Annotated in this window: 18 protein-coding genes; 17 read left to right on the top strand and 1 reads right to left on the bottom strand. The window is 61.0% G+C overall.

What is annotated here, in order from left to right; all coding sequences use genetic code 11:
- The first annotated feature begins 130 nt into the window (after nt 1-130).
- From GEOBRER4_RS10930 to GEOBRER4_RS10915, 4 genes are all read left to right on the top strand, one after another.
- Complete coding sequence (locus tag GEOBRER4_RS10930) at nt 131-988, top strand: NAD(P)-dependent oxidoreductase (RefSeq protein WP_185242325.1); 858 nt, start codon at nt 131-133, stop codon at nt 986-988.
- Between the two features lie 470 nt (nt 989-1,458).
- On the top strand, nt 1,459-3,258 hold the full coding sequence (gene ftsH / locus GEOBRER4_RS10925; protein ID WP_185242324.1) for an ATP-dependent zinc metalloprotease FtsH: 1,800 nt from the start codon (nt 1,459-1,461) through the stop codon (nt 3,256-3,258).
- A 195-nt stretch (nt 3,259-3,453) separates the two neighbouring features.
- A complete protein-coding gene (locus GEOBRER4_RS10920) occupies nt 3,454-3,930 on the top strand; it encodes a YehS family protein (protein ID WP_185242323.1) in 477 nt (158 codons plus the stop codon).
- 43 nt (nt 3,931-3,973) lie between these two features.
- The gene (locus tag GEOBRER4_RS10915) at nt 3,974-4,357 is read left to right on the top strand and encodes a hypothetical protein (RefSeq protein WP_185242322.1); all 384 of its coding nucleotides are present in this window, start codon (nt 3,974-3,976) and stop codon (nt 4,355-4,357) included.
- Nucleotides 4,358-4,386: 29 nt separating this feature from the next.
- On the opposite strand, the gene GEOBRER4_RS10910 is transcribed toward GEOBRER4_RS10915, so the two are convergent.
- Nucleotides 4,387-5,058, bottom strand: a complete 672-nt coding sequence (locus GEOBRER4_RS10910) for a hypothetical protein (protein ID WP_185242321.1) — start codon at nt 5,056-5,058, stop codon at nt 4,387-4,389.
- Between the two features lie 189 nt (nt 5,059-5,247).
- Here GEOBRER4_RS10910 and GEOBRER4_RS10905 point away from each other — a divergent pair, with 189 nt between their 5' ends.
- The 13 genes from GEOBRER4_RS10905 to GEOBRER4_RS10845 all read left to right on the top strand — a co-directional run bounded on the left by GEOBRER4_RS10905 (nt 5,248) and on the right by GEOBRER4_RS10845 (nt 21,432).
- Complete coding sequence (locus GEOBRER4_RS10905; RefSeq protein WP_185242320.1) at nt 5,248-6,039, top strand: dienelactone hydrolase family protein; 792 nt, start codon at nt 5,248-5,250, stop codon at nt 6,037-6,039.
- A 389-nt stretch (nt 6,040-6,428) separates the two neighbouring features.
- Nucleotides 6,429-7,694, top strand: a complete 1,266-nt coding sequence (locus tag GEOBRER4_RS10900; RefSeq protein WP_185242319.1) for a metallophosphoesterase family protein — start codon at nt 6,429-6,431, stop codon at nt 7,692-7,694.
- A complete protein-coding gene (locus tag GEOBRER4_RS10895; RefSeq protein WP_185242318.1) occupies nt 7,685-10,648 on the top strand; it encodes an AAA family ATPase in 2,964 nt (987 codons plus the stop codon). Before GEOBRER4_RS10900 ends, GEOBRER4_RS10895 begins: the two co-directional genes overlap by 10 nt.
- A 13-nt stretch (nt 10,649-10,661) precedes the next feature.
- Nucleotides 10,662-11,558, top strand: coding sequence for a DMT family transporter (locus GEOBRER4_RS10890; RefSeq protein ID WP_185242317.1), 897 nt, complete (start codon nt 10,662-10,664; stop codon nt 11,556-11,558).
- Between the two features lie 176 nt (nt 11,559-11,734).
- On the top strand, nt 11,735-12,415 hold the full coding sequence (locus GEOBRER4_RS10885; RefSeq protein ID WP_185242316.1) for a site-2 protease family protein: 681 nt from the start codon (nt 11,735-11,737) through the stop codon (nt 12,413-12,415).
- A 40-nt stretch (nt 12,416-12,455) separates the two neighbouring features.
- Nucleotides 12,456-13,439 (top strand): tryptophan--tRNA ligase, encoded by a 984-nt coding sequence (gene trpS, locus GEOBRER4_RS10880; protein ID WP_085812596.1) that lies wholly within the window; start codon nt 12,456-12,458, stop codon nt 13,437-13,439.
- 19 nt (nt 13,440-13,458) lie between these two features.
- Nucleotides 13,459-14,316 carry a segregation and condensation protein A gene (locus tag GEOBRER4_RS10875; RefSeq protein ID WP_185242315.1) on the top strand — a complete coding sequence of 286 codons (858 nt, stop codon included), beginning with the start codon at nt 13,459-13,461 and terminating at the stop codon, nt 14,314-14,316.
- Nucleotides 14,306-14,884, top strand: a complete 579-nt coding sequence (scpB, locus tag GEOBRER4_RS10870) for an SMC-Scp complex subunit ScpB (protein ID WP_185242314.1) — start codon at nt 14,306-14,308, stop codon at nt 14,882-14,884. The genes GEOBRER4_RS10875 and scpB overlap by 11 nt, the downstream gene beginning before the upstream one ends.
- 64 nt (nt 14,885-14,948) lie before the next feature.
- Nucleotides 14,949-15,749 (top strand): AmmeMemoRadiSam system protein B, encoded by an 801-nt coding sequence (gene amrB, locus GEOBRER4_RS10865; RefSeq protein ID WP_185242313.1) that lies wholly within the window; start codon nt 14,949-14,951, stop codon nt 15,747-15,749.
- Complete coding sequence (locus GEOBRER4_RS10860) at nt 15,749-18,376, top strand: A-adding tRNA nucleotidyltransferase (RefSeq protein ID WP_185242312.1); 2,628 nt, start codon at nt 15,749-15,751, stop codon at nt 18,374-18,376. The genes amrB and GEOBRER4_RS10860 overlap by 1 nt, the downstream gene beginning before the upstream one ends.
- Nucleotides 18,377-18,645: 269 nt before the next feature.
- The gene (locus tag GEOBRER4_RS10855) at nt 18,646-19,029 is read left to right on the top strand and encodes a hypothetical protein (protein ID WP_085812601.1); all 384 of its coding nucleotides are present in this window, start codon (nt 18,646-18,648) and stop codon (nt 19,027-19,029) included.
- A 167-nt stretch (nt 19,030-19,196) separates the two neighbouring features.
- Complete coding sequence (locus tag GEOBRER4_RS10850; protein WP_185242311.1) at nt 19,197-20,246, top strand: DHH family phosphoesterase; 1,050 nt, start codon at nt 19,197-19,199, stop codon at nt 20,244-20,246.
- 43 nt (nt 20,247-20,289) lie between these two features.
- Nucleotides 20,290-21,432: an aminotransferase class V-fold PLP-dependent enzyme gene (locus tag GEOBRER4_RS10845; protein WP_185242310.1), complete on the top strand. Its 1,143-nt coding sequence runs from the start codon at nt 20,290-20,292 to the stop codon at nt 21,430-21,432.
- Nucleotides 21,433-21,544 lie beyond the last annotated feature (112 nt).

Raw genomic sequence — 21,544 nt, 5'->3', positions numbered from 1 at the left:
CAGTGTTGCACAAAAACGCTCTTTGAGTATAATGAGTCCTTGAGTTTTTAAGCCGCATTCTCACCGCCGGTTAGACGCGGTGGAAATTGTTATCTGCTGATGCCGCGCATCAGCCACTTTCGGGGGTATTATGCTGAAGAAAATCGGTTTTGTAGGTCTGGGTACCGTGGGCGTCCACATGGCCGCCAACCTGGCCAAGTCGGATTACCAGTTAACGGTGTTTGATCAAGATGCCAAGGCTGTTGCAGAGCTGGCGACCCTGGGAGTCAAGGTCGGCGAGTCGCCCATGGCGACCGCAAAAGGGCAGGACCTGGTCATCGTCATCGTGCCTGACAGCGACTTCCTCGTCTTCGGCCAGGACGGCGTTTTTGAAGGGATAGACCCCGGGACCATCCTGGTCGACATGGGGACCCACTGCATCGAGACCATCGAGCGCATGGCCCAGGAGGCCGTGAACCATCGCGTCATGTTCCTTGAGGCCCCGGTGTGGGGAAGCAAGGAGCACGCGGCAAACGGTCTGCTGACCATTCTCGCCGGCGGCGACGAGGCGCTTCTTGGCCGCTGCCGCGAACCTTTCTCCTATTTCGGCCTCAACATCATCCACATCGGCAAGATCGGCGACGCCACGCGGATGAAGCTGATCGTCAACCTGCTGCAGGCCGAGATGATGCAGTCACTTTCCGAGGGGCTCGTCTTCGGCGAGAGGATGGGGTTCAAGCCGGACAAGATCCTCGAGGTGCTGGACTCCGGCGGGGTCGCCTCTCCGCTGTTCCACTCCAAAGGGCGCTCCATCGCCCGCGGCGATTTCAGCCGTAACCTGGCGCTCAAGTACGTCCACGCCCAGATGCTGAGGGTGCTGGAGACGGCCGAAAAGCTCGGGCTCGAGCTTCCCGCTGCGAAGACCGTCTCAGGCATCTTCGGCCAGGCTGTGGCCGACGGCAGGGGGGAAGAGGATTTCTCCGCCATCGTGAAACTGCTGAGGAAATAACAGGGCGCGCTATAGAATCAGAAAGTAAAAAGGGGCATCCCATCCAGGGGTGCCCCTTTTTTGTTTCCTCCAAGGACTAGACGAGGCTATTGCGCTTCCCCCTTCGCAGAGGTTCATCCGGAAATACTGTAGTGCTGTGTCGCCTCGAAGGAGTGGCGAGGATAAGACGTTCCCCCCTTTGCGAAGGGGGGACAGGGGGGATTTGCCTTACGACTGATGAGCGTGAGGAGCTCTTCTTGCGACGTAACTCCCTGATTGTTAGAAAAAATTTCCTATACAAAAAAGTTTACGATGCGGTAAAACTAGATGTCTACTTTTTGACTCGACGACTTCAGCGGTTTTTATATTGTATTAACAGCTGGTCATTTTGCTGATGATCACATTGGAATACCTGAACAAAGTACCTTAAAACATTTATAACAAAATCATCAGCGCAACCTTACTACTACTTCAGTAGTAACAGGAGCATTATGGCGAACACGAACAAGAAGAAGTTACTGATACTCGTAACCGTTTTGGGCATTGTGGCAGGAAGCTGCTACGGTATCTACGCCTGGAAGCACTCTCATTCCGACCAAGGGAAACAGATCAGCTACACCGCGTTCATGGATAAAGTCAATGCCGGCAGCATAACCAAGGTGAAGATCGCCGGTGATCAGATCGACGCGGTAGGAAAGTCTGGTGAAAAATTTCAGCTGTTTCTCCCTGTCGGTGCGGAACTGGCCGACATCCTGGTAGCCAAGAAAATTGATTTTTCCTCCAATCCAGCAGCCTCCCAGCCGAAGTGGTTCGAGATCAGCATCATCCTCATGGTTGCCCTTTTTCTCGTCATGGTGCTTAGGAGGTACGGTGGGGTGGGACGGAGCAAGGCGAGGATCATCGACTGCACCGAATCGCCGACCCGTTTCAGCGACGTAGCCGGCGCCGAGGAGGCAAAGGCCGAACTTCTTGATACGGTCGAGTTCCTGAAGGACCCGCAGAAGTTCAGCACCCTAGGCGGGAAGATGCCGACGGGCGTCCTCCTCGTGGGCCCTCCGGGCACCGGCAAGACCCTCCTCGCCAGGGCGGTGGCGGGCGAGGCCGACGTTCCCTTCTTCTCCATATCGGGCTCCGAGTTCGTCGAGATGTACGTCGGCGTCGGCGCTTCCAGGGTGAGGGACCTCTTCGCCCAGGCCAAGAAGGCGGCTCCCTGCATCGTCTTCATCGATGAGATCGACGCGGTCGGCCGCAAGCGTGATGCAGCGGTCGGCGGCGGTGCAAGCGACGAGCGCGACCAGACCCTCAACCAGCTCCTGGTGGAGATGGACGGTTTCGCCGTTAACTCCGGCATCGTTGTCCTCGCCGCAACAAACCGCCCCGAGATCCTCGATCCGGCGCTGCTCCGCTCCGGGCGCTTCGACCGCGAGGTCACCGTGGGCGCTCCTGACATCCGGGGACGCGAGGCAATACTGAAGGTCCACTCCAAGAACGTCCCCCTGAGCCCAGAGGTCGACCTGATGGTGATCGCCCGCGGGACGCCGGGCCTCTCCGGCGCCGACCTGGCCAACGTGGTCAACGAGGCGGCCATTCTGGCGGCGCGGTCCAACAAGGGTTGCGTCGAGATGCTCGACTTCGACAACGCCAAGGACAAGGTGCTGATGGGGGCTGAGAAGAAGTCGATGGTGCTCTCCGACAAGTCAAAGCTCTCGACTGCCTACCACGAGGCGGGACACGTGCTGGTGGCGAAGCTCGTGCCGGGATGCGACCCGGTGCACAAGGTCTCCATCATCCCGCGCGGCAGGGCGATGGGCGTCACGCTCCAGATCCCGGAGGAAGACATCTACTGCTACACCAAAGAGATGCTGATGGCCCACCTCAAGGTGCTCATGGGGGGAAGGGCCGCCGAAGAGATCATCTTCCACACCACGACCACCGGAGCCGGCAACGACCTGGCACGCGCCACCGATACCGCAAGGAAGATGGTGAGCGAATGGGGCATGTCCAGGGCCTTCGGTCCGGTTGCGTTCGGTCACCAGGAGAACACCGACGGCGGAGGCAAGAAAGGGTTCAGCGACGCTACCGCGCTCGAAATGGACAACGAGATCAGGTCGATCGTAACCACCTGTTATGCCGATGTCCGGACCCTTCTTGAGGAGAACCTCGACGCGCTGGAGCGCCTAACCAGGGAACTGGTCGTCAAGGAGACGCTGGACGCGGCAGAGATCGACGCCATACTGGAACTCGACCTGCCTGACCATGCCGTCGAAGAAGCCAGCTGCGCCGCTGCCTGATCAAACCACGCAGCTTCTCTATCTGAATAACCATCCCTGACTTTGCCGCTGCCGCCTTGCTTGTAGCAAGGGCGGCAGCGGCAGTCTAACTCCCTGCCAACGTGTCACTCTGTCACATCTAAAGCTTGCCCCCTCTCCTGTTAAATGCTATCTAGTATCAGGCCGCAGCCTAAGACCCCCGGGAGCTATATTTAGATGACCAACAACGACGTATTCCGCAGATTGCGCTATGCCATGAACATGGGTACCCAGACAGTGGTGGAGGTATTCAGACTGTCCGGCATGAAGATGGGGCAGGCCGATATCACCTCCCTGGTCAAGAAAGAGGATGAAGCGGGCTATAAGGAGTGCAGCGACGAGGTTCTGGAAGCATTCCTGGACGGTTTCATCGCCCTAAAAAGGGGGAAGCGGGAAAGCGAGCCCGAAGCGAAAAAGGATGCGGTCCAGCTGACCAACAACGACATCCTGAAAAAGATCCGGATAGCCCTGGCCCTGAAAGAAGACGAAATGCTGGCGTTGTTCAAATTGGCGCATTTCCCCGTCTCAAAGTCGGAGCTGTCGGCGGTCTTTCGCGCCCAGGGGCAGGAAAACTACAAGCCGTGCGGCGACCAGATGCTGCGGAATTTCCTGAAGGGACTTACGGTCAAATATCGGGACACGTCAGCTAAATAGAGCCGGGCGATGCCTTTGGAGGTCGGATCTGAACGATCAGCCGATGGACAAAGAGAAACTGCCGGAACAAGGAAGCGAGGTTGCAGAAGCCCCGGTTGACGCCGTCGAAGCGGTGATCGACTCGGCTGTCATCAGCGCTGGACTCTCGAAGATCCGCAGGCGCCGCTGGATGGTCTGGAGCGTGATGATCATTTACCTCCCCACCATGTGGACGACGCAGAAGATCACTCACTCCTTCAATGCGTCGATGCCCGTGTTCTTTATCTGGTTCCTGCTGCTTTTGGCCGCCATGGGATATTCAGCGGTGGCGCGGTGCCCGCGCTGCGGCAATTACTACCATGTGAACGGAATGATCCTGCTCTACTTGCGCAAGTGCCTGCACTGCCAGCTTCCCCTCAACGAAGACAAATCCAGGCCGCAGTTCTAGTCGCGGTCATCACCCCCCATCCGGCAACGCTACTGTCTTTCCTTGCCCTGTGGGAGAGGGGAGGGGGGAAGTCCAGCCGTTTTTGCATCCTGCACCAGTGCCCGTGCTTGCCCCAGCGCCCGGGTCAAACTCTCCTCGTCAACAGCCGCCTTCCTGATGAATATATCAACGGTCTCGATTCCCTTGGTGGTTGGATTGGCGGAGAGAGCCGGCCTGATGTTGCTTAAGTCCGACTCGAACGCACGGTAAGCCCGGCGTACCGAAATTGCCGCTGCAGCGATCGGGTCAAACGCCGCCCCCAGTTCCAAAGGCTTGGTCCTGGCGGTATTGGACAGGCGGGGGTACTGGCATTCTGTTGCTGATTTTTCCGCCTCCACCAGGTAGGACTTTCCTCGATACTCCAAACCGTCGGCATGTCGCACCAACCGCTCCCCGACAAGGTTCATCCTCGAAGCCCTCTCGGTAAACTCACGATAGGCCCGCCCCAGATCGGGAGGGTCTGACAGGACCAGTTCGTCCAACGCTTTCCTGGTGCTGTCGGCCTGCAATTGGGCGTATTCCAGATCCGCATCCACCGTCTGCAGCGAAGCGCTGTTGCTCACATGGAAAGTTATCCGTCCCCCGGCGCAACCCGCGATGCCAAGGCTCCAAAAGACAAGACCCAGCACCAAAATAAAATGAACCTGGCTTGGTTGTCTCATGACACGCTCCTGTTATGATTTCGCGACTGGTTAATGTTACTTGACGCATCCTTGCTGTCAACGCGCCATCTTGGGCCTGTTCTACAGGCAGAGAAGTTTCTGATAAACTCATGATAGTGGTCCAGCAGCCAATGAGATAGTAGCGCCGGTCACTAAAAAGACAGGCATTTCAACAGTAGGAGGTTGATCATGAAACAGTACCTGTTCGCACTGATGATAGGAATGGTCGCCCAGAACGCATTCGCCGGCGTGGTCGGCAAGACGGTCGAATACCGCCAGGGCGACACCGTACTTGAGGGGTATGTTGCCTATGATGACTCGGTAAAGGGGAAACGGCCTGGAGTTCTGGTGATTCACGAGTGGACCGGGTTGGGGGCGTACGAGAAGGGTCGAGCCGACCAGCTTGCCAAGCTTGGGTATGTCGCCTTCACCGCGGATATTTACGGCAAAGGGGTCCGTCCGGCCACCCAGGAACTGGCGGCAAAGGAAGCGGCCAAGTATCGCGGCAACGACCGCAGCCTCATCCGCGCACGCAGCGCCGCCGGTTTGGAGACCTTAGCCAAGTTGCCGCAGGTGGATCCCAAGCGGCTGGCGGTGATCGGATATTGCTTCGGCGGCACCGCCGCTTTGGAGTTGGCACGCAGCGGGGCCGCCGTTTTGGGGACGGTCAGCTTCCATGGCGGCTTAAGCACCCCGGCTCCCGCAGATGCGAAGAACATCAAGGGGAAGGTGTTGGCTCTCCATGGGGCTGACGATCCCTACGTAAAGCAGCCCGAGGTTGAAGCGTTTCAGCAGGAGATGCGCCAGGCAAAAGTCGACTGGCAGATGAACTACTACGGTGGTGCGGTCCATAGCTTCAGCAATCCGAAGTCCGGCAACGATCCGAGCAAGGGAGTCGCCTACAACGAGAAGGCTGACCGGCGTTCGTGGCAGGCGATGAAGCTGTTTTTCAACGAGATATTCGGACAAAAGCAGAAGTAGTGACCTTCCAACAGTCCCCGCCCCCGGAGGGGGAGGGTTAGGGAGGGGGACACCGTTTCTGATAGTCCATTCTTCCCACCTCCCAGCCTCCCCCCTCCGGGGGGAGGAGAGTTGGCAGGTGCTGGCCACGCTACATTGTTCCTGAGAACGCGCCGCGCAGCGTCCCACCTCCATTACGAGGGAAGAACTGGTTGCGGGGGTGAGACCGGACTCCTTCAACCTGCAGAACATGGCCCAGCGTATTGCGGGATTGGTACAGGACCCCTTGGAGGGGTGCTTCGAACTGCGGCAAAAGCTTCCCGGCGAGGGAGTGGACCGGCCGGAAAGGGGCCTTGACTTGGGGCGCCAAGCGGCGGTATACCTGTGGAATTCTTTTTCCCGGAGCCGTCATGCCCGTCAGATTCATTCACACCTCAGACATCCACCTGGGAAAAACCTACCGCAGCTTGGGCGGCGACGCCGAGCGCTACCAGGACTTCTTCACCACCTTCGCAGCAATCATCGCCGATGCGGTCAAGGAAAAGGTCGATTTCGTCCTGATCGGCGGCGACCTCTTCCATACCGGCCAGATCCTCCCCAAGACCTTTGCCAAAACCATCGAGATCCTGCAGCCGTTGAAGCACGCCGGCATCCCCTGCCTGGCCGTCGAGGGAAACCACGACTGGATCCATCGCCGCGACAGCGTCTCGTGGATGGAGGCGCTCTCCCAACTGGGGTACATCAGCCTTCTACGCCCCTCCCGTACCGGCGAGGGAGGCTACATCTTCGAGCCCTTCGACCAGGAGCAGGGAGCGGGGGGGCATATCGAGGTCAAGGGGGTCAACATCTACGGCCTCGGTTACATAGGTTCCCAGGCGGGATACCATGTGCCGCGCATCTGCGACGCCATCGTCACCAAGCGCAACATCCTGCTCTTTCACGTCGGTGTCTGGACCTATTCTCCGGTCGAGATAGGCAACATAAAGCCTGAGGAGGCGCTCCCCTTGTCGGAGTGCTTCGACTACGTGGCGCTTGGGCACGGCCACAAGCCGTACGTGGTCAGCACCCCCGACGGCCGTCCCTACGCGTTCAACCCTGGCTCCCCCGACTGCGTCAACTTCGGCGAAGAGCGCTACGACAAGGGGTACTACCTGGTCTCGCTGGAGTCTGAGGGGAGGGCGCTGCATGAATTCAGGCGCACCTCGCCGCGTCCGATGCTGGTCGTTACCGCCAACCTCGATGGTGCCGGCAACTCAGGGGAGGCTCTGGAACGGTTCAGGAGCCAGATGGCTGAAAAGCTTTCCGGCTGCCGGGAAGAACGGGCGCCACTCGTTGAAGTGCGCCTGGCGGGAAAGGTGGGGTTTCATCCCTTCGAGCTGAGCCGCGACCGCCTGCGCTCGGCACTGTGCGAGATCTGCGATCCGCTGCACCTGGAGATCAAGAACCACCTGTCGCAGGTCTCCGGCGGGGGAGGGGAGGACAAGGTCAAGAAGAGCCTGGCTGAGATCGAGCGGGACGTCCTGGGCGAGCTTATCGGAGCGAACAGCCAGTACCAGGGGCGCGTGGAGGAACTGACTCGCCTGAGCCTGTCGCTTAGGGACTTGGTGCTCAAGGGGGACGTGGAAGGCGAGGAGCTTTTGAGCCTGCTTGATTCTGGAGGTGAGCCATGCGCATAGTCTCGGTCCATCTCAAGAACATCAAGTCTCACCGCGAGAAGGAACTCGCCTTCTCGCCGGGGATCAACGTCCTCTCCGGCGCGAACGGCTCCGGCAAGAGCACCATCTTCGAGGCCATCGGCTACGCCCTTTTCGGGGTGGATGCCAAGGACTTCGTCTCCAATGCCGAACGCTTCCTTACCATCGGAGCCAAGCGCGGCGAGATTGCCGTCGTCTTCGAACCGGCGCCGGGGGAGCTGTACCGGGTAACCCGCACCGTGGGAACGGCCGGGAAATGGCTCTTGGCCAAGGAGGCAGGCGGCGAATTCGAGGTCGAAGAGCACGCCAACATGGAGGAGACGGAGTCGCGCATCGCAAAGCTGCTCGGCCTCTCCACCGGCCGCCCGCTGTCGGAGCAGTTCAAGCTGGTGATCGGCCCCTTCCAAAACGACTTCCTCGGCCCGTTCGTGATCAAGCAGCCCGCCAAGCGCCAGGACGCCTTCGACGAGATCCTGGGCATCGACGCATGGCGCAAGACGCAGGACAAAACAAAGGTTTTGACCAGCGCCATTAAGGCCAAGCTTGACGTGCTGCAGGCCGAGGTGGATACCAGGTCGGAGCAGGTTGCCGTGCTCCCAGTGAAGGAGGAGGAGTTGTCGACCCTGCGGGGGCAGAGTGCGGCCAAGAAAGCCGAGCTCGATGCGACGAACAGCAACCTTGAGCGAGCGACTCTCCTTCTCAATACGCTGGAGTCGAAAAAGGAGGCGATCCAGGCCGTCCAGCAGGAAGCACAGGGACTTGAGGAGCGCGCCGAATCCGGCAGAAACTACGTCTCGAACCAACAGCTCCTGGTCGAACAATCCCGGCAGGCGTCGGCATCGGTCTTGGCGGCGACCGCCGGCAAGCAGGCTTACGATGCCGCCGAGGTCAGGATAAAGGAGTTGCGCGAGCAGGAACAGCGCAAGCGCCTGGTGGAAAGGAAGCTGGCCGACCTGGAAAAGGAACAGGGAACAGTTCAGGCGATGCTGGATGCGGAGACCCGGGAACTAGAGCTGGCCAGGTCGTCGATGGAGCAGGAGCGGGAACTCCTGAAGGTGGACCGGGAATCGCTGGCTACGGCTCTGGCGGAGCTGAAAAAGTCGGAGGCCGAGGCGGCCCAAGGGCTGGCTGAGGCGGAACAAAGCCGCACGAAGTTCCGCAAACTCCCCATGCACAACATCGAGACCACGCTGCCGTACCTCCACGTTGCCCTCAGCAGGATCGAGGAGATCGACAGGCAGATCCGGGAACGGGAAAAAGCGGTGGCAGGCAGTGATCCTCTGAAGGCCGAAGCCGAGCAGCTTGCCGCGCGCCAGTCCCGGCTGGAGCAGATCCAGGCGCAGCGCTCGGAACTGGCCGGGCGTAAGCACTCCCTGGTCGAGGGGCGCGACAAGATCGGGACCGGCGCCTGTCCCTTCTTCATGGAACCGTGCCAGAACCTTAGCGGCGGGGACCCCGCAGGTATCTTCGACGCCCGCATAGCCGCTCTCGAAGACGAGATGGCGCGGCTTGACCGCGAGGCAGCCGAACTTGCGCCACAGGTGAGCAGCGCGCAGCAGGCCGTTCGCGAACTGGCCGGTATGGAACAGGTCTGCCTGGAACTGACCAAGGCGGGGCGGGAGCGGGCCCAGCAGGAAGAGGAATTCAGCCGCAACTACGCCCAGATCGCCACGCCGGTACTTCGCGTCCCGCTTGAGGAGTGGCTTTCGACTGCCAGTGTTGACGCTTTCTCCGCCGACCGGTTGCCGGTCCTCGCTCTCGACGTGTCGGCGGCTCCGCAGCAGCGCCGGGACGCGCTGTCTCAGGCAGCCGACGCTTGGCAGCGCGTCATCGCCGAGTTGGAAGCGGCCCTGGAGGACCGCGTCAAGCGGGCAAGCGAACCGGTTCAGGAGTGTGCGAGCAAGCTCGCCGAGCTCTCGGCGCGCGGAGAAGTGCTGGAGCGGCGGGAGCGCGAGCTTGCCGCGGCTCAGGAAAAGGCGGTCCTGCGCGAGCAGTCTGTAGCGCGGCATGCAGGGCGGCTCGCCGGATTGCTGACCGAGCTCGATGCACGGAAAACGGAGATCTCCGCCTTTGCGGATGTCGAGCGTAGCGTGAAGGACGCGGAGGAGGAACTGGTCCGTTTCCAGCCCGCCCGCGACAGCTACATAGCCAACCTCAAGTCCGCGGAAGAGTTTGACAAGCGACTGGAAACCCTGGAGAAATTCCAGGCGCGCCTGCAGGAGGTAAAGGCCGCCCTGGCCGCCAAGCAGGCCATGCTCAGTAAGCTTGTGGCCGATTACCGTCCGGAGCAGCACGAAGCAGCGAAGCAAGACCGCGAACAGCTGGTGATGGCGGCGACACGGCTTGAATCGGAGATCCGGTCCATTTCCGAAGGAGTGACCCGGCTGGAGGGGGAAACTGCCGCTTTGCGCGCGGTTGCCGCCGAAATCGAGCAGAAGCAGGCAGCAATCAAAAAACTCAAGGATCAGGCAGACCTGGTGAAGTTCCTGCGCAACCAAGTGTTCAAGAACGTCTCCAGCCAGCTTTCCGAGCGGTTCCGGGAGGAGATCAGTTTCCGCGCCGACCGGATCTACCGCAGCATCTGCGAGTCCGACGAGGAACTGGTCTGGGGCGACAATTACCAGGTGGTGCTGAAGGACATGGCGGAGGGGCAGGTCCGGGAGAGAAGCGACGACCAGCTTTCCGGGGGGCAGATGATGAGCGCCGTGGTGGCGCTGCGCCTGGCCCTTTTGCAGACCATCGGCGCGCGCATCGCCTTCTTCGACGAGCCCACCTCGAACCTCGACGCCGAGCGGCGCGAGAACCTGGCGCGCGCCTTCCGCGCCATCGACGTGGGACAGGAGGAAGTGACCGAGCACTGGTACGACCAGTTGTTCCTGGTCAGCCACGACGTGAGCTTTACCGAGATAACAGATCAAACCATCCAGCTCGATTAGAGGATTTCCCCACATGTCCCAAAAGCACCACGGCGCCTGGTTGATCGCCGCCTCCGCAGCAGGTTTCGCCACCCTCGGCATCCTAATCAAGAGCGCTTTTTCCGGCGGCGCCAACATCAGCACTATCCTTGCCGGGCGCTTTCTGATCGCGTCCTTCTTCCTGTTCCTCTACCTCAGGGCGCGCAAGACCCCGCTATGCATCGGGCGCAGATCGTCGCTGCAGCTCATGCTGATGGGGATGGTCGGCTACGGCGGCATGTCCATGCTGTACGCCAACGCCATCCACTATCTCCCCGCCTCGCTGACCGGGATGCTCCTTTACACCTATCCGGCGCTGGTGACAGTCATAGCGCTGGTTTTGGGGGAGGAGAGCTTCAATGCCGCCAAAGGGGTGGCGCTCGTGGTCTGCAGCGCAGGCTTGGTGCTTCTGTTGGGGGCGTCTTTTGAGGGGGCGCGGCTGGAGGGAGTCCTCTCCGTTTTGGGGGCCGCTGGCATCTACAGTTGTTACATCATCATAGGCAACCGGATCCTGAAGAACATCGACCCGTTGGTCACCTCCCTTTGGGTCTGTGCCTCCGCAGGATTCACCTTTCTTGTCTATGCCCTTGCCACCGGCGGCCTCACGGTGGACCTCGCCCCCGTAGGCTGGCTTTCCATCCTTGGGATCGCCCTCTTCCCCACGCTGATCGCCGTCGTCGGTTTCTTTGCCGGGCTGCGCCTGGTAGGCGCCACCAACGCCTCCATCATCAGCATGCTGGAGCCTTTGGTCACCGTACTCCTGTCCGCCGTTCTTCTGGGGGAGCGGATCACCGCCCTGCAAGGTTTCGGTGGTGCGGTCCTGCTGTTCGGAGGCTTGATCCTGCAGTTATGGGGTAACGAAGTGCGGCACGAGACCGTAACCGAAGTTTAAAAGGGAAGGGTAGCCTGCACCCCGGTATCTTTGCAGTGAAGGTTCAGCCTGCGCACCGTAGCCTTGTAGTGAAGGTGCAGCCTGCGGACCGTAGCCTTGGCGAAGGTCCGTTGACTTTCCTCCCCTGATCTGCTAGAGACATAGGGCTTGTAGCCAACCTAAACTTGAAGGATTTCATGGAACAGTTCTTTCTCAAGCTTTCCATAATGCTGGTTCCCGCGCTCATGGCGATCACCTGCCACGAGGTGTCCCACGGCTACATCGCGGACCGGCGCGGCGACAATACCGCGAGATACCTGGGACGCCTGACGCTCAACCCCCTGAAGCATCTTGACCTCTTCGGCACCCTGATGATCTTCATCATCGGCATCGGCTGGGCTAAACCAGTGCCGGTCAACTTCAACAACCTGAGGCGCCCGAAAACCGACATGATCTGGGTCGCCGCTGCCGGCCCCATCACCAACTTCCTGCTTGCCACCTTTTCCGCATTCGTCATGCGCGCGCTGATCGGCGCGACTCAAGGGGTGGCGGAGGGTTCCGCGCTCGCCACCTTTGTCGACCCCGTCACGTTGATGCTCGCCTTCTCCGTGTACATCAACCTGCTGCTCGGCATCTTCAACCTGATCCCGGTGCCGCCGCTGGACGGCGGCAGGGTGGCGGTCGGTCTCCTGCCGCTGCGCCCTTCGATGGCACTGGCGAGGCTTGAGCCGTTCGGCATGATCATCATCATAGTCCTGGTCTTTTTCACCAATGCCTTCAGTTACGTGATCTCGCCGGCACTGAACTTCGGGGTGAACCTTTTGGCCGGACCTCACAGCAACCTCGTCTTCGGAGTAACCAGGCTCATGCTGAAATAGCAGGGCCGAGAGAAGGAAAACCCAAAGGAGTCCGCATTCTATGAGCAATAACCGTATCGTTAGCGGCATGAGACCGACTGGAAAACTGCATCTGGGCCATTACCACGGGGTGCTCTCCAACTGGCTTGAGTTGCAGCGTAACTTCGAGTGCTTCTTCTTCGCTGCCGACTGGCATTCGTTGACCACGGAATACGCCACTACTGACGGTATCAAGGACAACATCAGGGAGATGGTGCTCGATTGGCTCGCTTTCGGGATCGATCCCGAGCAGAGCGTCATTTTCGAGCAGAGCAGGGTGCCGCAGCACGCCGAGCTGAACCTGATCCTCGGGATGATCACCCCGGTTTCGTGGCTTGAGCGCAACCCCACCTATAAGGAGATGCAGGAGAACCTCTCCACCAAGGATCTCTCCACCTTCGGGTTCCTGGGCTACCCGGTGCTGATGGCCTCCGACATCATCGTGTACAAGGCCGCACGCGTTCCGGTCGGCCAGGACCAGATACCGCACCTCGAGATCACCAGGGAGATCGCCCGCCGCTTCAACTACCTCTACGGCGAGGTCTTCCCGGAGCCGGCAGCTCTCCTCACCGAGACCCCCAAGGTGCTCGGCACCGACGGCAGGAAGATGAGCAAGTCCTACGGCAACGCCATCTTCCTCTCCGACGACGCAGAGGAGACCAGGAAAAAGGTGATGACCTACGTGACCGACACCCAGCGCCCGTTCAAGAAAGACCCGGGCGAGCCGGACCGCTGCATCGCCTTCACGCTGCACTCGCTCTACGTGGACCAGGCCAAGCGCGAAGAGATCGTGGCCGGCTGCCGCAGCGCCCAGCTTGGCTGTGTTGACTGCAAGAAGATCCTGGCGCAGGCCATGGTTGAAACCCTGGCGCCGCTCAGGGCAAAAAGGGTCGAACTGGCTGAGAAGCCTGATCTCGTTACCGAGGTGCTGGCGGAGGGTAGCCGCAAGGCCGAGGTAGTCGCCCGCCAGACCATGGAAGAAGCACGCGCGGCCCTCAAAGTTTAGGCAGGTCTAGGGAGTTTTCTTGTCGCTGGATACGATGCAAAGCAACCTTTTTTCTGACGCCCTGGAGCAGTCTTACCGGGTTCAGATCGAGGAGTTCGAGGGACCGCTCGATCTTCTGCTCCACCTCATCAAGAAAAACGAGGTGGACATCTACAACATCCCCATCGCCGCCATCACCAGGCAGTACCTGGAATATATGGAGCTGATGAAGGAGCTGAACCTGGACATCGCGGGGGAGTTCCTGGTGATGGCCGCGACGCTCTTGCAGATAAAGTCGCGCATGCTGCTTCCGGCTACCCAGGAGGAGGACGGGGAGGCCGAGGTTGAGGACCCGCGTGCAGAACTGGTCCGCAGACTCCTTGAGTACCAGCGCTACCGCGACGCTTCACAGCTGCTCTCCGCCCGCAACCTGCTCGGCCGCGACGTCTTCGCCAGGACCTTCGATTCCCCTGAGCTCGCGGCCATGGAGCCGCAGGAGGAGCCCGCCGACGTCGAGCTCTTCGAACTGATCGAGGCGTTCCAGCGCGTGCTGGCGCGGGTCTCGGTGGACACCTTCCACGACGTCGTCGCCGACGGCATCTCGATTGCGGACCGCATCGGCGAGGTGCTCTCGGTCCTGCATGCGGAGAAGACGGTCTGCTTCGACGCCCTCTTCACCACGGGCATGACGCGCGACCTCCTGGTGGTCACCTTCCTCTCCATCCTGGAGCTGGCCAAGCTTAAACTGATCAGGGTGACCCAGGTCGAAAGCCTCGGCTCCATCTGGCTCACCCTCGGCGCGGACCAGCCGGAGGGCGGCGCGGGGGAACAGGGCGGGGAGCAGGAAGGGGAAAATCTGAACAGCAAGGAAACAGCGGAGGACGCAGTTGTCGGGTAAGTCCTTGAAATCGATAGTAGAGAGCCTCCTGTTCGTGTACGACCAGCCGCTTTCGCTGGACCGGCTGGCGCTGATCCTCGAGGAATTCGAGCGAAGCGATCTGCGCGCAGCGCTGGACGAGTTGATGGAGGAGTACGCCGGCGCCGAGCGCGGCATAGTCCTTTCCCACGTGGGTGGGGGGTACCAGCTGCGCAGCCGACCTGAACATGCAGACTACATCCGGCGGCTCACCAAGGCCAAAGGGGTCAAGTTCAGCCAGTCCGCGCTGGAGACCCTCGCCATCATCGCCTACCGCCAGCCGATCACCAGGGCGGAGGTCGAGTACCTGCGCGGCGTCGATTCGGGAGGGGTGATGAAGAGCCTCCTGGAGAAGAAGCTCCTGCGCATCCTCGGCAAGAAAGATGTCCCCGGCAAGCCGCTTATCTACGGGACCAGCCGGGAATTCCTGGAACTGTTCGGTCTTAAAGACCTAAACGCGCTCCCGACGCTCAAGGAGATCCAGGAACTGGTGCCGCCTGATCCCTTCGCCGACCAGCCGACCCTCCCGTTGGGGTCGGTTGAAGGCTAGCCCTTGCTGCGTTAGAATATGGCGTGGTTCATGGTAATGAGAAAGTCTGGTTAGGAGGCCCGCCATGGTACGCATGCCCGCAGTAGCCGGGAAGTTCTACAGTGCCGACCCGGTACAGCTCCGTCAGGAACTTTCGGAAATGATCCCCCAGGACAAGCCCCGCAAAGCTATCGGGGTCATCGCCCCCCATGCCGGCTACGTCTACTCGGGGAGCGCCGCAGGAAAGGTTTACGCAGCAGTCGAAGTTCCAGATGCGGTCATCGTGCTCGGGCCGAACCATACCGGTATGGGCGCCGCCGCGGCTCTCGCGCCCTCCGGAGAGTGGCTGACGCCGTTTGGCCTGGTCCCGGTAAACGACCGCCTCTCCCAACTGATCATGAAACATGCTCCGCTTGTGCGCGAAGACAGCACGGCTCACCGCTTCGAGCACTCGCTGGAGGTGCAGGTCCCTTTCCTGCAGTATCGAAACCAGCATGTCTCCATCGCGGCGCTTTGTCTTGCCCTGCCCGATTTCGACTCCATCTCCCGCGTCGGGACCGGCATCGCCCGCGCCATAGCCGAGTACGGCGCCGAGGTGCTGATGGTTGCCAGCTCCGACATGACCCACTACGAATCCGCGGCCAAGGCCAAGGCGAAGGATGAAATGGCTCTGGAGCGGCTGGCGAATATGGACCCGGAGGGGCTATTGCAGGTCTGCCGTGACCACGAAATCTCCATGTGCGGCGTCATTCCCGCGACCACGATGCTCGTTGCCGCCAAGGCGCTGGGGGCCACCGCCAGCAGGCTCGTCTGCTATACCAACAGCGGCGAGGTGAGCGGGGACCTCGATGCCGTGGTGGCGTACGCTGGGCTAACGGTTTCTTGATGGATGTAATTACCACGCATCTAAACGCCGACTTCGACTGCATTGGCTCCATGGTTGCCGCCAAAAAGCTTTACCCGGAAGCACTTCTGGTCTTCTCCGGCGCCCAGGAAAAGGGGGTGCGGGACTTCTTCCAGAAAGGGCATCCGCAGGATCTCGAGTTCGCCCGCATCAAGGAGATAGATTTCTCCGCCATCACCCGCCTCATCGTCGTCGATTGCCAGCACTCGTCCCGCATCGGAAAGTTCGGCGACCTCGCCAAAAGCGGCGCCGTCGAACTCCACATCTACGACCATCACCCCACAAGTTCCGGCGACCTGGACCCCACAGGCGGCGTCATCCGCCCCTGCGGCTCGACCACGACCATCCTGGCCGGGATGCTGATCGAGCGCGGCATCCAGATCACCCCCTTCGAAGCCACCGTGATGATGCTCGGTATCCACGAGGACACCGGCAACCTCACTTTCCCCTCCAGCACCGCCGAAGACTACACCGTCGCCGCCTGGCTCCTGGAGCGCGGGGCCTACCTGAACGAGGTCGCCGACTCCATCGGCCGCGAGCTCACCGTGGAACAGGTGTCGCTTCTGAACGACCTCTTGGTGTCGCTTAAGACCACCACCTTGAAAGGGGTGGACGTCTCGATAGCCCACGCCTCCGTCGACCGCTACATAGGGGACATCGCCACCCTGGCGCACATGATCCGGGACATGGAAAATCTGCAGGCGCTTTTCCTTGTGGTGGGGATGGAGGACCGGGTCTTCGTCATCGCCAGAAGCCGGGTGCCCGAGGTGCGGGTAGGGGAGATCCTGCAGGAGCTGGGGGGGGGAGGGCACGCCACGGCCGCCTCGGCTACGGTGCGGGGGCTCACCCTGATCCAGGTGCTGGAGCAGCTGGATGCGGTGCTCAAGCGCCGTGTGGATCCAAGGCGGGTGACGCGCGACATCATGTCCTCCCCGGTTAAGACCATTTCCCCCGACTGCAGCATCGAGGAGGCGCAGGAGCGCCTGGTACGCTACAACGTGAGCGCCATGCCGGTGGTCTCTGGCGACGGGGTCGTCGGCATCATCTCCAGAAAGACGGTCGAGAAGGCGCTCTACCACAACCTGAACCAGGTGCCGGTCTCGGACTACATGCACTCGGAGTTCCACGTTGCCACTCCCGAGACCCCCATCACCGAGATCCAGAGCTACATGGTGGGGGGGGACGCCCGACTGGTCCCGGTGATTTCCGGGCAGGGACTGGTAGGGGTCATCACCCGCACCGATCTGCTCCGCTACAGCCTGGGCGGCGAGGCGCTCTATGATCTTTCGCGCGACGCCCTCCAGGTGAAGAGCAGGGAGGTGGAGGCGCTGATGAACAAGCACCTCCCGAAGCGCACCACGGCGATCCTGCACGACCTCGGCCGCACCGGGGACCAGCTCGACCTGACCGTCTACGCGGTCGGCGGCTTCGTCCGCGACCTGCTTCTGGACATCCAGAACATGGACATCGACGTGACGGTGGACGGCGACGGCATCCTCTTCGCCGAGACCTTTGCGGCCCAGTTCGGCTGCCGGGTGAAAAGCCACCAGAAGTTCGGCACCGCGGTCATCGTCTTCCCCGACGGCTTCAAGATCGACGTTGCCAGCACCCGCCTTGAGTACTACGTCTCCCCCGGTGCGCTTCCGACCGTGGAGCGCTCCTCGCTCAAGATGGACCTGTACCGCCGCGACTTCACCGTCAACACCCTCGCCATAGCCTTGAACGGCGAATCCTTCGGTAGGCTGATCGACTACTTCGGGGCCTACCGCGACCTGCAGTCGAGGGTGATCCGGGTGCTACACAACCTCTCCTTCGTCGAGGATCCGACCCGCGTCTTCCGGGCCATCCGCTTCGAACAGAGGCTCAACTTCAAGATCGCCAAACATACCGAAGACCTGATCAAGAACGCCGTGAAGATGGAGTTCCTGGAAAAGCTTGGAGGGCGCAGGCTCCTTTCGGAGCTGGTCCAGATCCTCAGGGAGAAGGAGCCCCTGAAGGGAATCGGTCGTATGGCGTCGCTTGGGCTTTTGCGTTTCATCCACCCTAGCATCGAGCTGACCCCGGCGATGCAGGGGGCGCTGGATGAGACCCGTTACGTGGTTTCCTGGTTCGATCTGCTCTACCTGGAGCGTCCCTATGAGAGGTGGTCGGTATATTTCCTGACCCTTTGCGAGGGGCTCTCGGAAGAGCAGTTCTTGGGGACCTGCACCAGGCTGGCCGTCGCCGAACACTACAAGGAAAGGTTGGTTGAGATGCGCAAGGAGGGCGAGCGTCTGATCGCCGCCCTGGAAAGAAAGGTGGCAGGCTCCGAGAAGGTGGAAAACAGCGAGATCTACTTCACGCTCAGGGGGCTTCCGGTCGAAGTGCTCCTCTACCATATGGCCAAAAGCCGTAGCGCCGAGGTGAAGAGGTGCATCTCGCTTTACTTCACCAAGCTCGACGGCATGCACCCGCAGATCCGTGGCGAGGACCTGAAGGAGCTCGGCGTGGCGCCAGGCCCACTGTACCGGGAGCTGCTGGACCTGGTTTTGAGCGCGCGGCTGAACGGCAAGGCGGCGAGCCGCGAAGATGAGATCCGGCTGGTGCGGGAGGTGCTGGGCGGGGTGTAGCTTTTTTGCCACAGCACCGCTTTTTCACGTTATTTCGCCAAGTGGCCGTTTTAGCTCGGTTTTGCCTTTGGCCCCTGCGCCAGGTGTTGCGAATGGGGCACAACCGCGATATTACCACCTGCTGCTAATTAAATGCGGCGTGCTTTCGCTTTAATTTTTTACTTCTTTAATATCGGTGGCTTATCACTGAGGGGTGCCTCGACCAACGCTTGTTGGCCTCTTGTTTGCAGTGTCCCGGGTGGACTTGCACACACAGGAGCGTGAATTCTATGAACAAATTGAAGCGTTGCATTGCAATCGTCGTCACGCTGGTTTTCATGGCAACACCCTGCCTTGCCGCAGAGAACGCGTTCAAGACCGTCTTCGAAGACTCCATGTACGGCGGTCTCGTAGGCGGCCTCGTCGGCGCAGCTCTCGTGGTCTTCACCCACAAGCCAGCTGACCACCTCGACTACATCGCCTACGGCGCTGCCGGCGGTGTCCTGGTCGGTGCAGCCTACGGAGTGGCCTCCACTTCGAGGTCTTTCGCGGAAATCGATAACGGCAAGGTGAAATTCGCCATGCCGACCGTCAAGCCGGAATTCCGGGAAGGAAACGTGAAAGGGCAGACCACGCTGGTCGCCGTAGCCGAACTGATCCGCGGCAAGTTCTAGCCAGTACCGAAATCCTGAAACTCCGAAGGGGGCGCTCCATGCGCCCCCTTTTTTGTGGGCCGGAGGCCACCCCCGGTTTCCATATCAGGCTTTGCTCCCTTCTTGCCTTAGCTGCGCTGCTGGTATAGACTTCACAAGTTTTTCAGTGTCCAAAACGGGGGTGTCTCGTGGAAATAAGTACCCAACCGCCCGACCTCTTGGCCTACACCGACTCCTTGCTGACCTGGGTCAGCGGCCGGGGGCGCATCCTGATCGTGGTGCACGACAACCCCGACCCCGATTCGCTCGCCTCCGCGATGGCGCTGCGGCACTTCTTCGCGATGAAGCTGAACCGCGAGGCGGTGATCGCGTTCTCCGGCATGATCGGCAGGAGCGAAAACCTGGCCATGGCCAAACTGCTCCAGATACCGCTCACCCCGCTTCCCCTCATCGACCTCAAACTCTTCCAGGTGATCTGTCTTTTGGACACCCAGCCCGGCACCGGGAACAACTCGCTCCCGGCAGGCATCCGTGCCGACATCGTTATCGACCATCACCCCATGCGCGAGTCGAGCGCCTCCTGCCGCTGGGTCGACATCCGTCCCGATTATGGAACTACGGCAACCATCCTTTACGAGTACCTGAAGGTGCAGGGGGTTTCGATCGGGACCAAAATGGCCACCGCTCTCTTCTACGCCATCAAGTCCGAGACGCAGGACCTGGGGAGGGAGGCGCGAAGGGCGGACCGCGACGCCTACCTCGACCTCTTCCCGTTGGCCAACAAGACCCTCTTGAACAGCATCACCCGGCCCAGCCTGCCGCGGGAGTACTTCATCTCGCTGCATAACGCGCTTGAACATGCGACGTTCTACGGCGAGGTGCTCGTCGCCTCCCTCAAGGTTATACAGTTCCCGGAGGTGGTGGCCGAACTCGCAGACCTCCTGGTGCGGTTGGAAGGGACCGAGACTGTGCTTTGCCTTGGACACTACAGCTCCGAGCTGGTTCTCTCCATCAGGACCTCCAACGAGGAGATAAACGCAGGTGAACTGATACGAAAGCTCGTGGCCGGCATCGGCGCTGCGGGCGGTCACGGCATGATGGCCGGCGGCAAGATCGACCTGAGCGACAACTCCGAGCAGGCGATTCACGAGCTGGAGAACCTGCTCACCGAACGACTCCTCACCGAGTTGCAGATATCGAGCCTGGAACCGGTGCCGCTTGTCCCTGAAAGCTCATGAAACCGGTTGCCAAACGACCCTCAAAATGCTAGTAGTTACACCTATGCCCGTCTTCCTTGACAACGCCGCGACCTCGTTTCCGAAACCGGAAACGGTCTACCAGGCCATGGACGCCGCCCTGCGGGAAGTGGGGGTGGCACCTGGAAGGGGAGGGTACCGGCAGTCACTCGCTGCCGCCCGCATAGTCTACGAGGCAAGGTCGGCGCTGGCGCGCTTCTTCGGCGTCAGTGACTCGTCCCGCCTGATCTTCACCCACTCCGCAACGGAATCCATCAACATCGCGGTCAACGGGCTCTTGAAGCCGGGGGATCACGTGGTCTCCACCCGCGTCGAGCACAACGCTCTTTTGCGGCCGCTGCACCTGGCCGCGACCCGCGGCGTTGAAGTGAGCTACGTTGCCTCCGACCGTTTCGGGGTGGTGTCGGAGCGGGAGATAGAGCTGGCGCTGCGCCCCGACACGAGGCTCGTGGCGCTGGCGCACTGCTCCAACGTTACCGGCGCGGTGCAGCCGATCGAGGCTATTGCCCGGGTGGCGCGGCAAAACGGCGCACTCTTCCTGGTGGACGCGGCGCAAAGTGCCGGCTTTTTCCCCATCGACGTGGAGCGGATCGGGATCGACCTTTTAGCCGCCCCTGGGCACAAAGGGCTCTACGGCCCTCCGGGCACCGGCATTCTTGCCATTGCCGATGGGCTCCAGCTCGAACCGCTGATGGTGGGAGGGACCGGTGGCAGCGCAAGCAGCCCCGAACAACCCGACCAGCTTCCAGAGCGGCTGGAGAGCGGCACCATCAACACCCCTGCCATCGCCGGGCTCAAGGCGGGGGTCGATTTCCTGCTCTCCACCGGGCTCGAAGCGATCCGTGCCAGGGAAGAGCTCCTGGTCGGCGAACTTCTGGAAGGGCTCAGGGCAACGCCCGGGGTCGAGGTCTACGGGCCGCTTCAGGGGGAGCGCGGCGCCGCGGTCTCCTTCAACGCGGCGGGGCACGATCCGGCCGCGCTCAGCTACCTGTTCGACTCGCAGTACGAGATAAGCGTCCGCGCCGGGCTCCACTGTGCCCCCGACGCGCACCGCAGCATCGGGACCTATCCGGCGGGCACGGTCAGGGTCAGTCCCGGTTTCTTCAACACCGAGGCGGACATAGAGTTTTTTCTCAAAGCCCTGCACGAGATATTGGCGGGCCGCTAGTCCGCGCCCTGACTGCTGGGATCACCACAATCTACGAAGGCGGCGCAAGCCGGGAAGGGGATAGTCACACGAAAAGCTCAAATTTGGCGGTAATTGATCGGGATAGGCCGAC

This window comes from Citrifermentans bremense (assembly GCF_014218275.1).
Lineage (GTDB): Bacteria > Desulfobacterota > Desulfuromonadia > Geobacterales > Geobacteraceae > Geomonas > Geomonas pelophila.
Note: the sequence above shows the minus strand (reverse complement) of the source record. Positions and strands in the feature narration are given on the sequence as shown.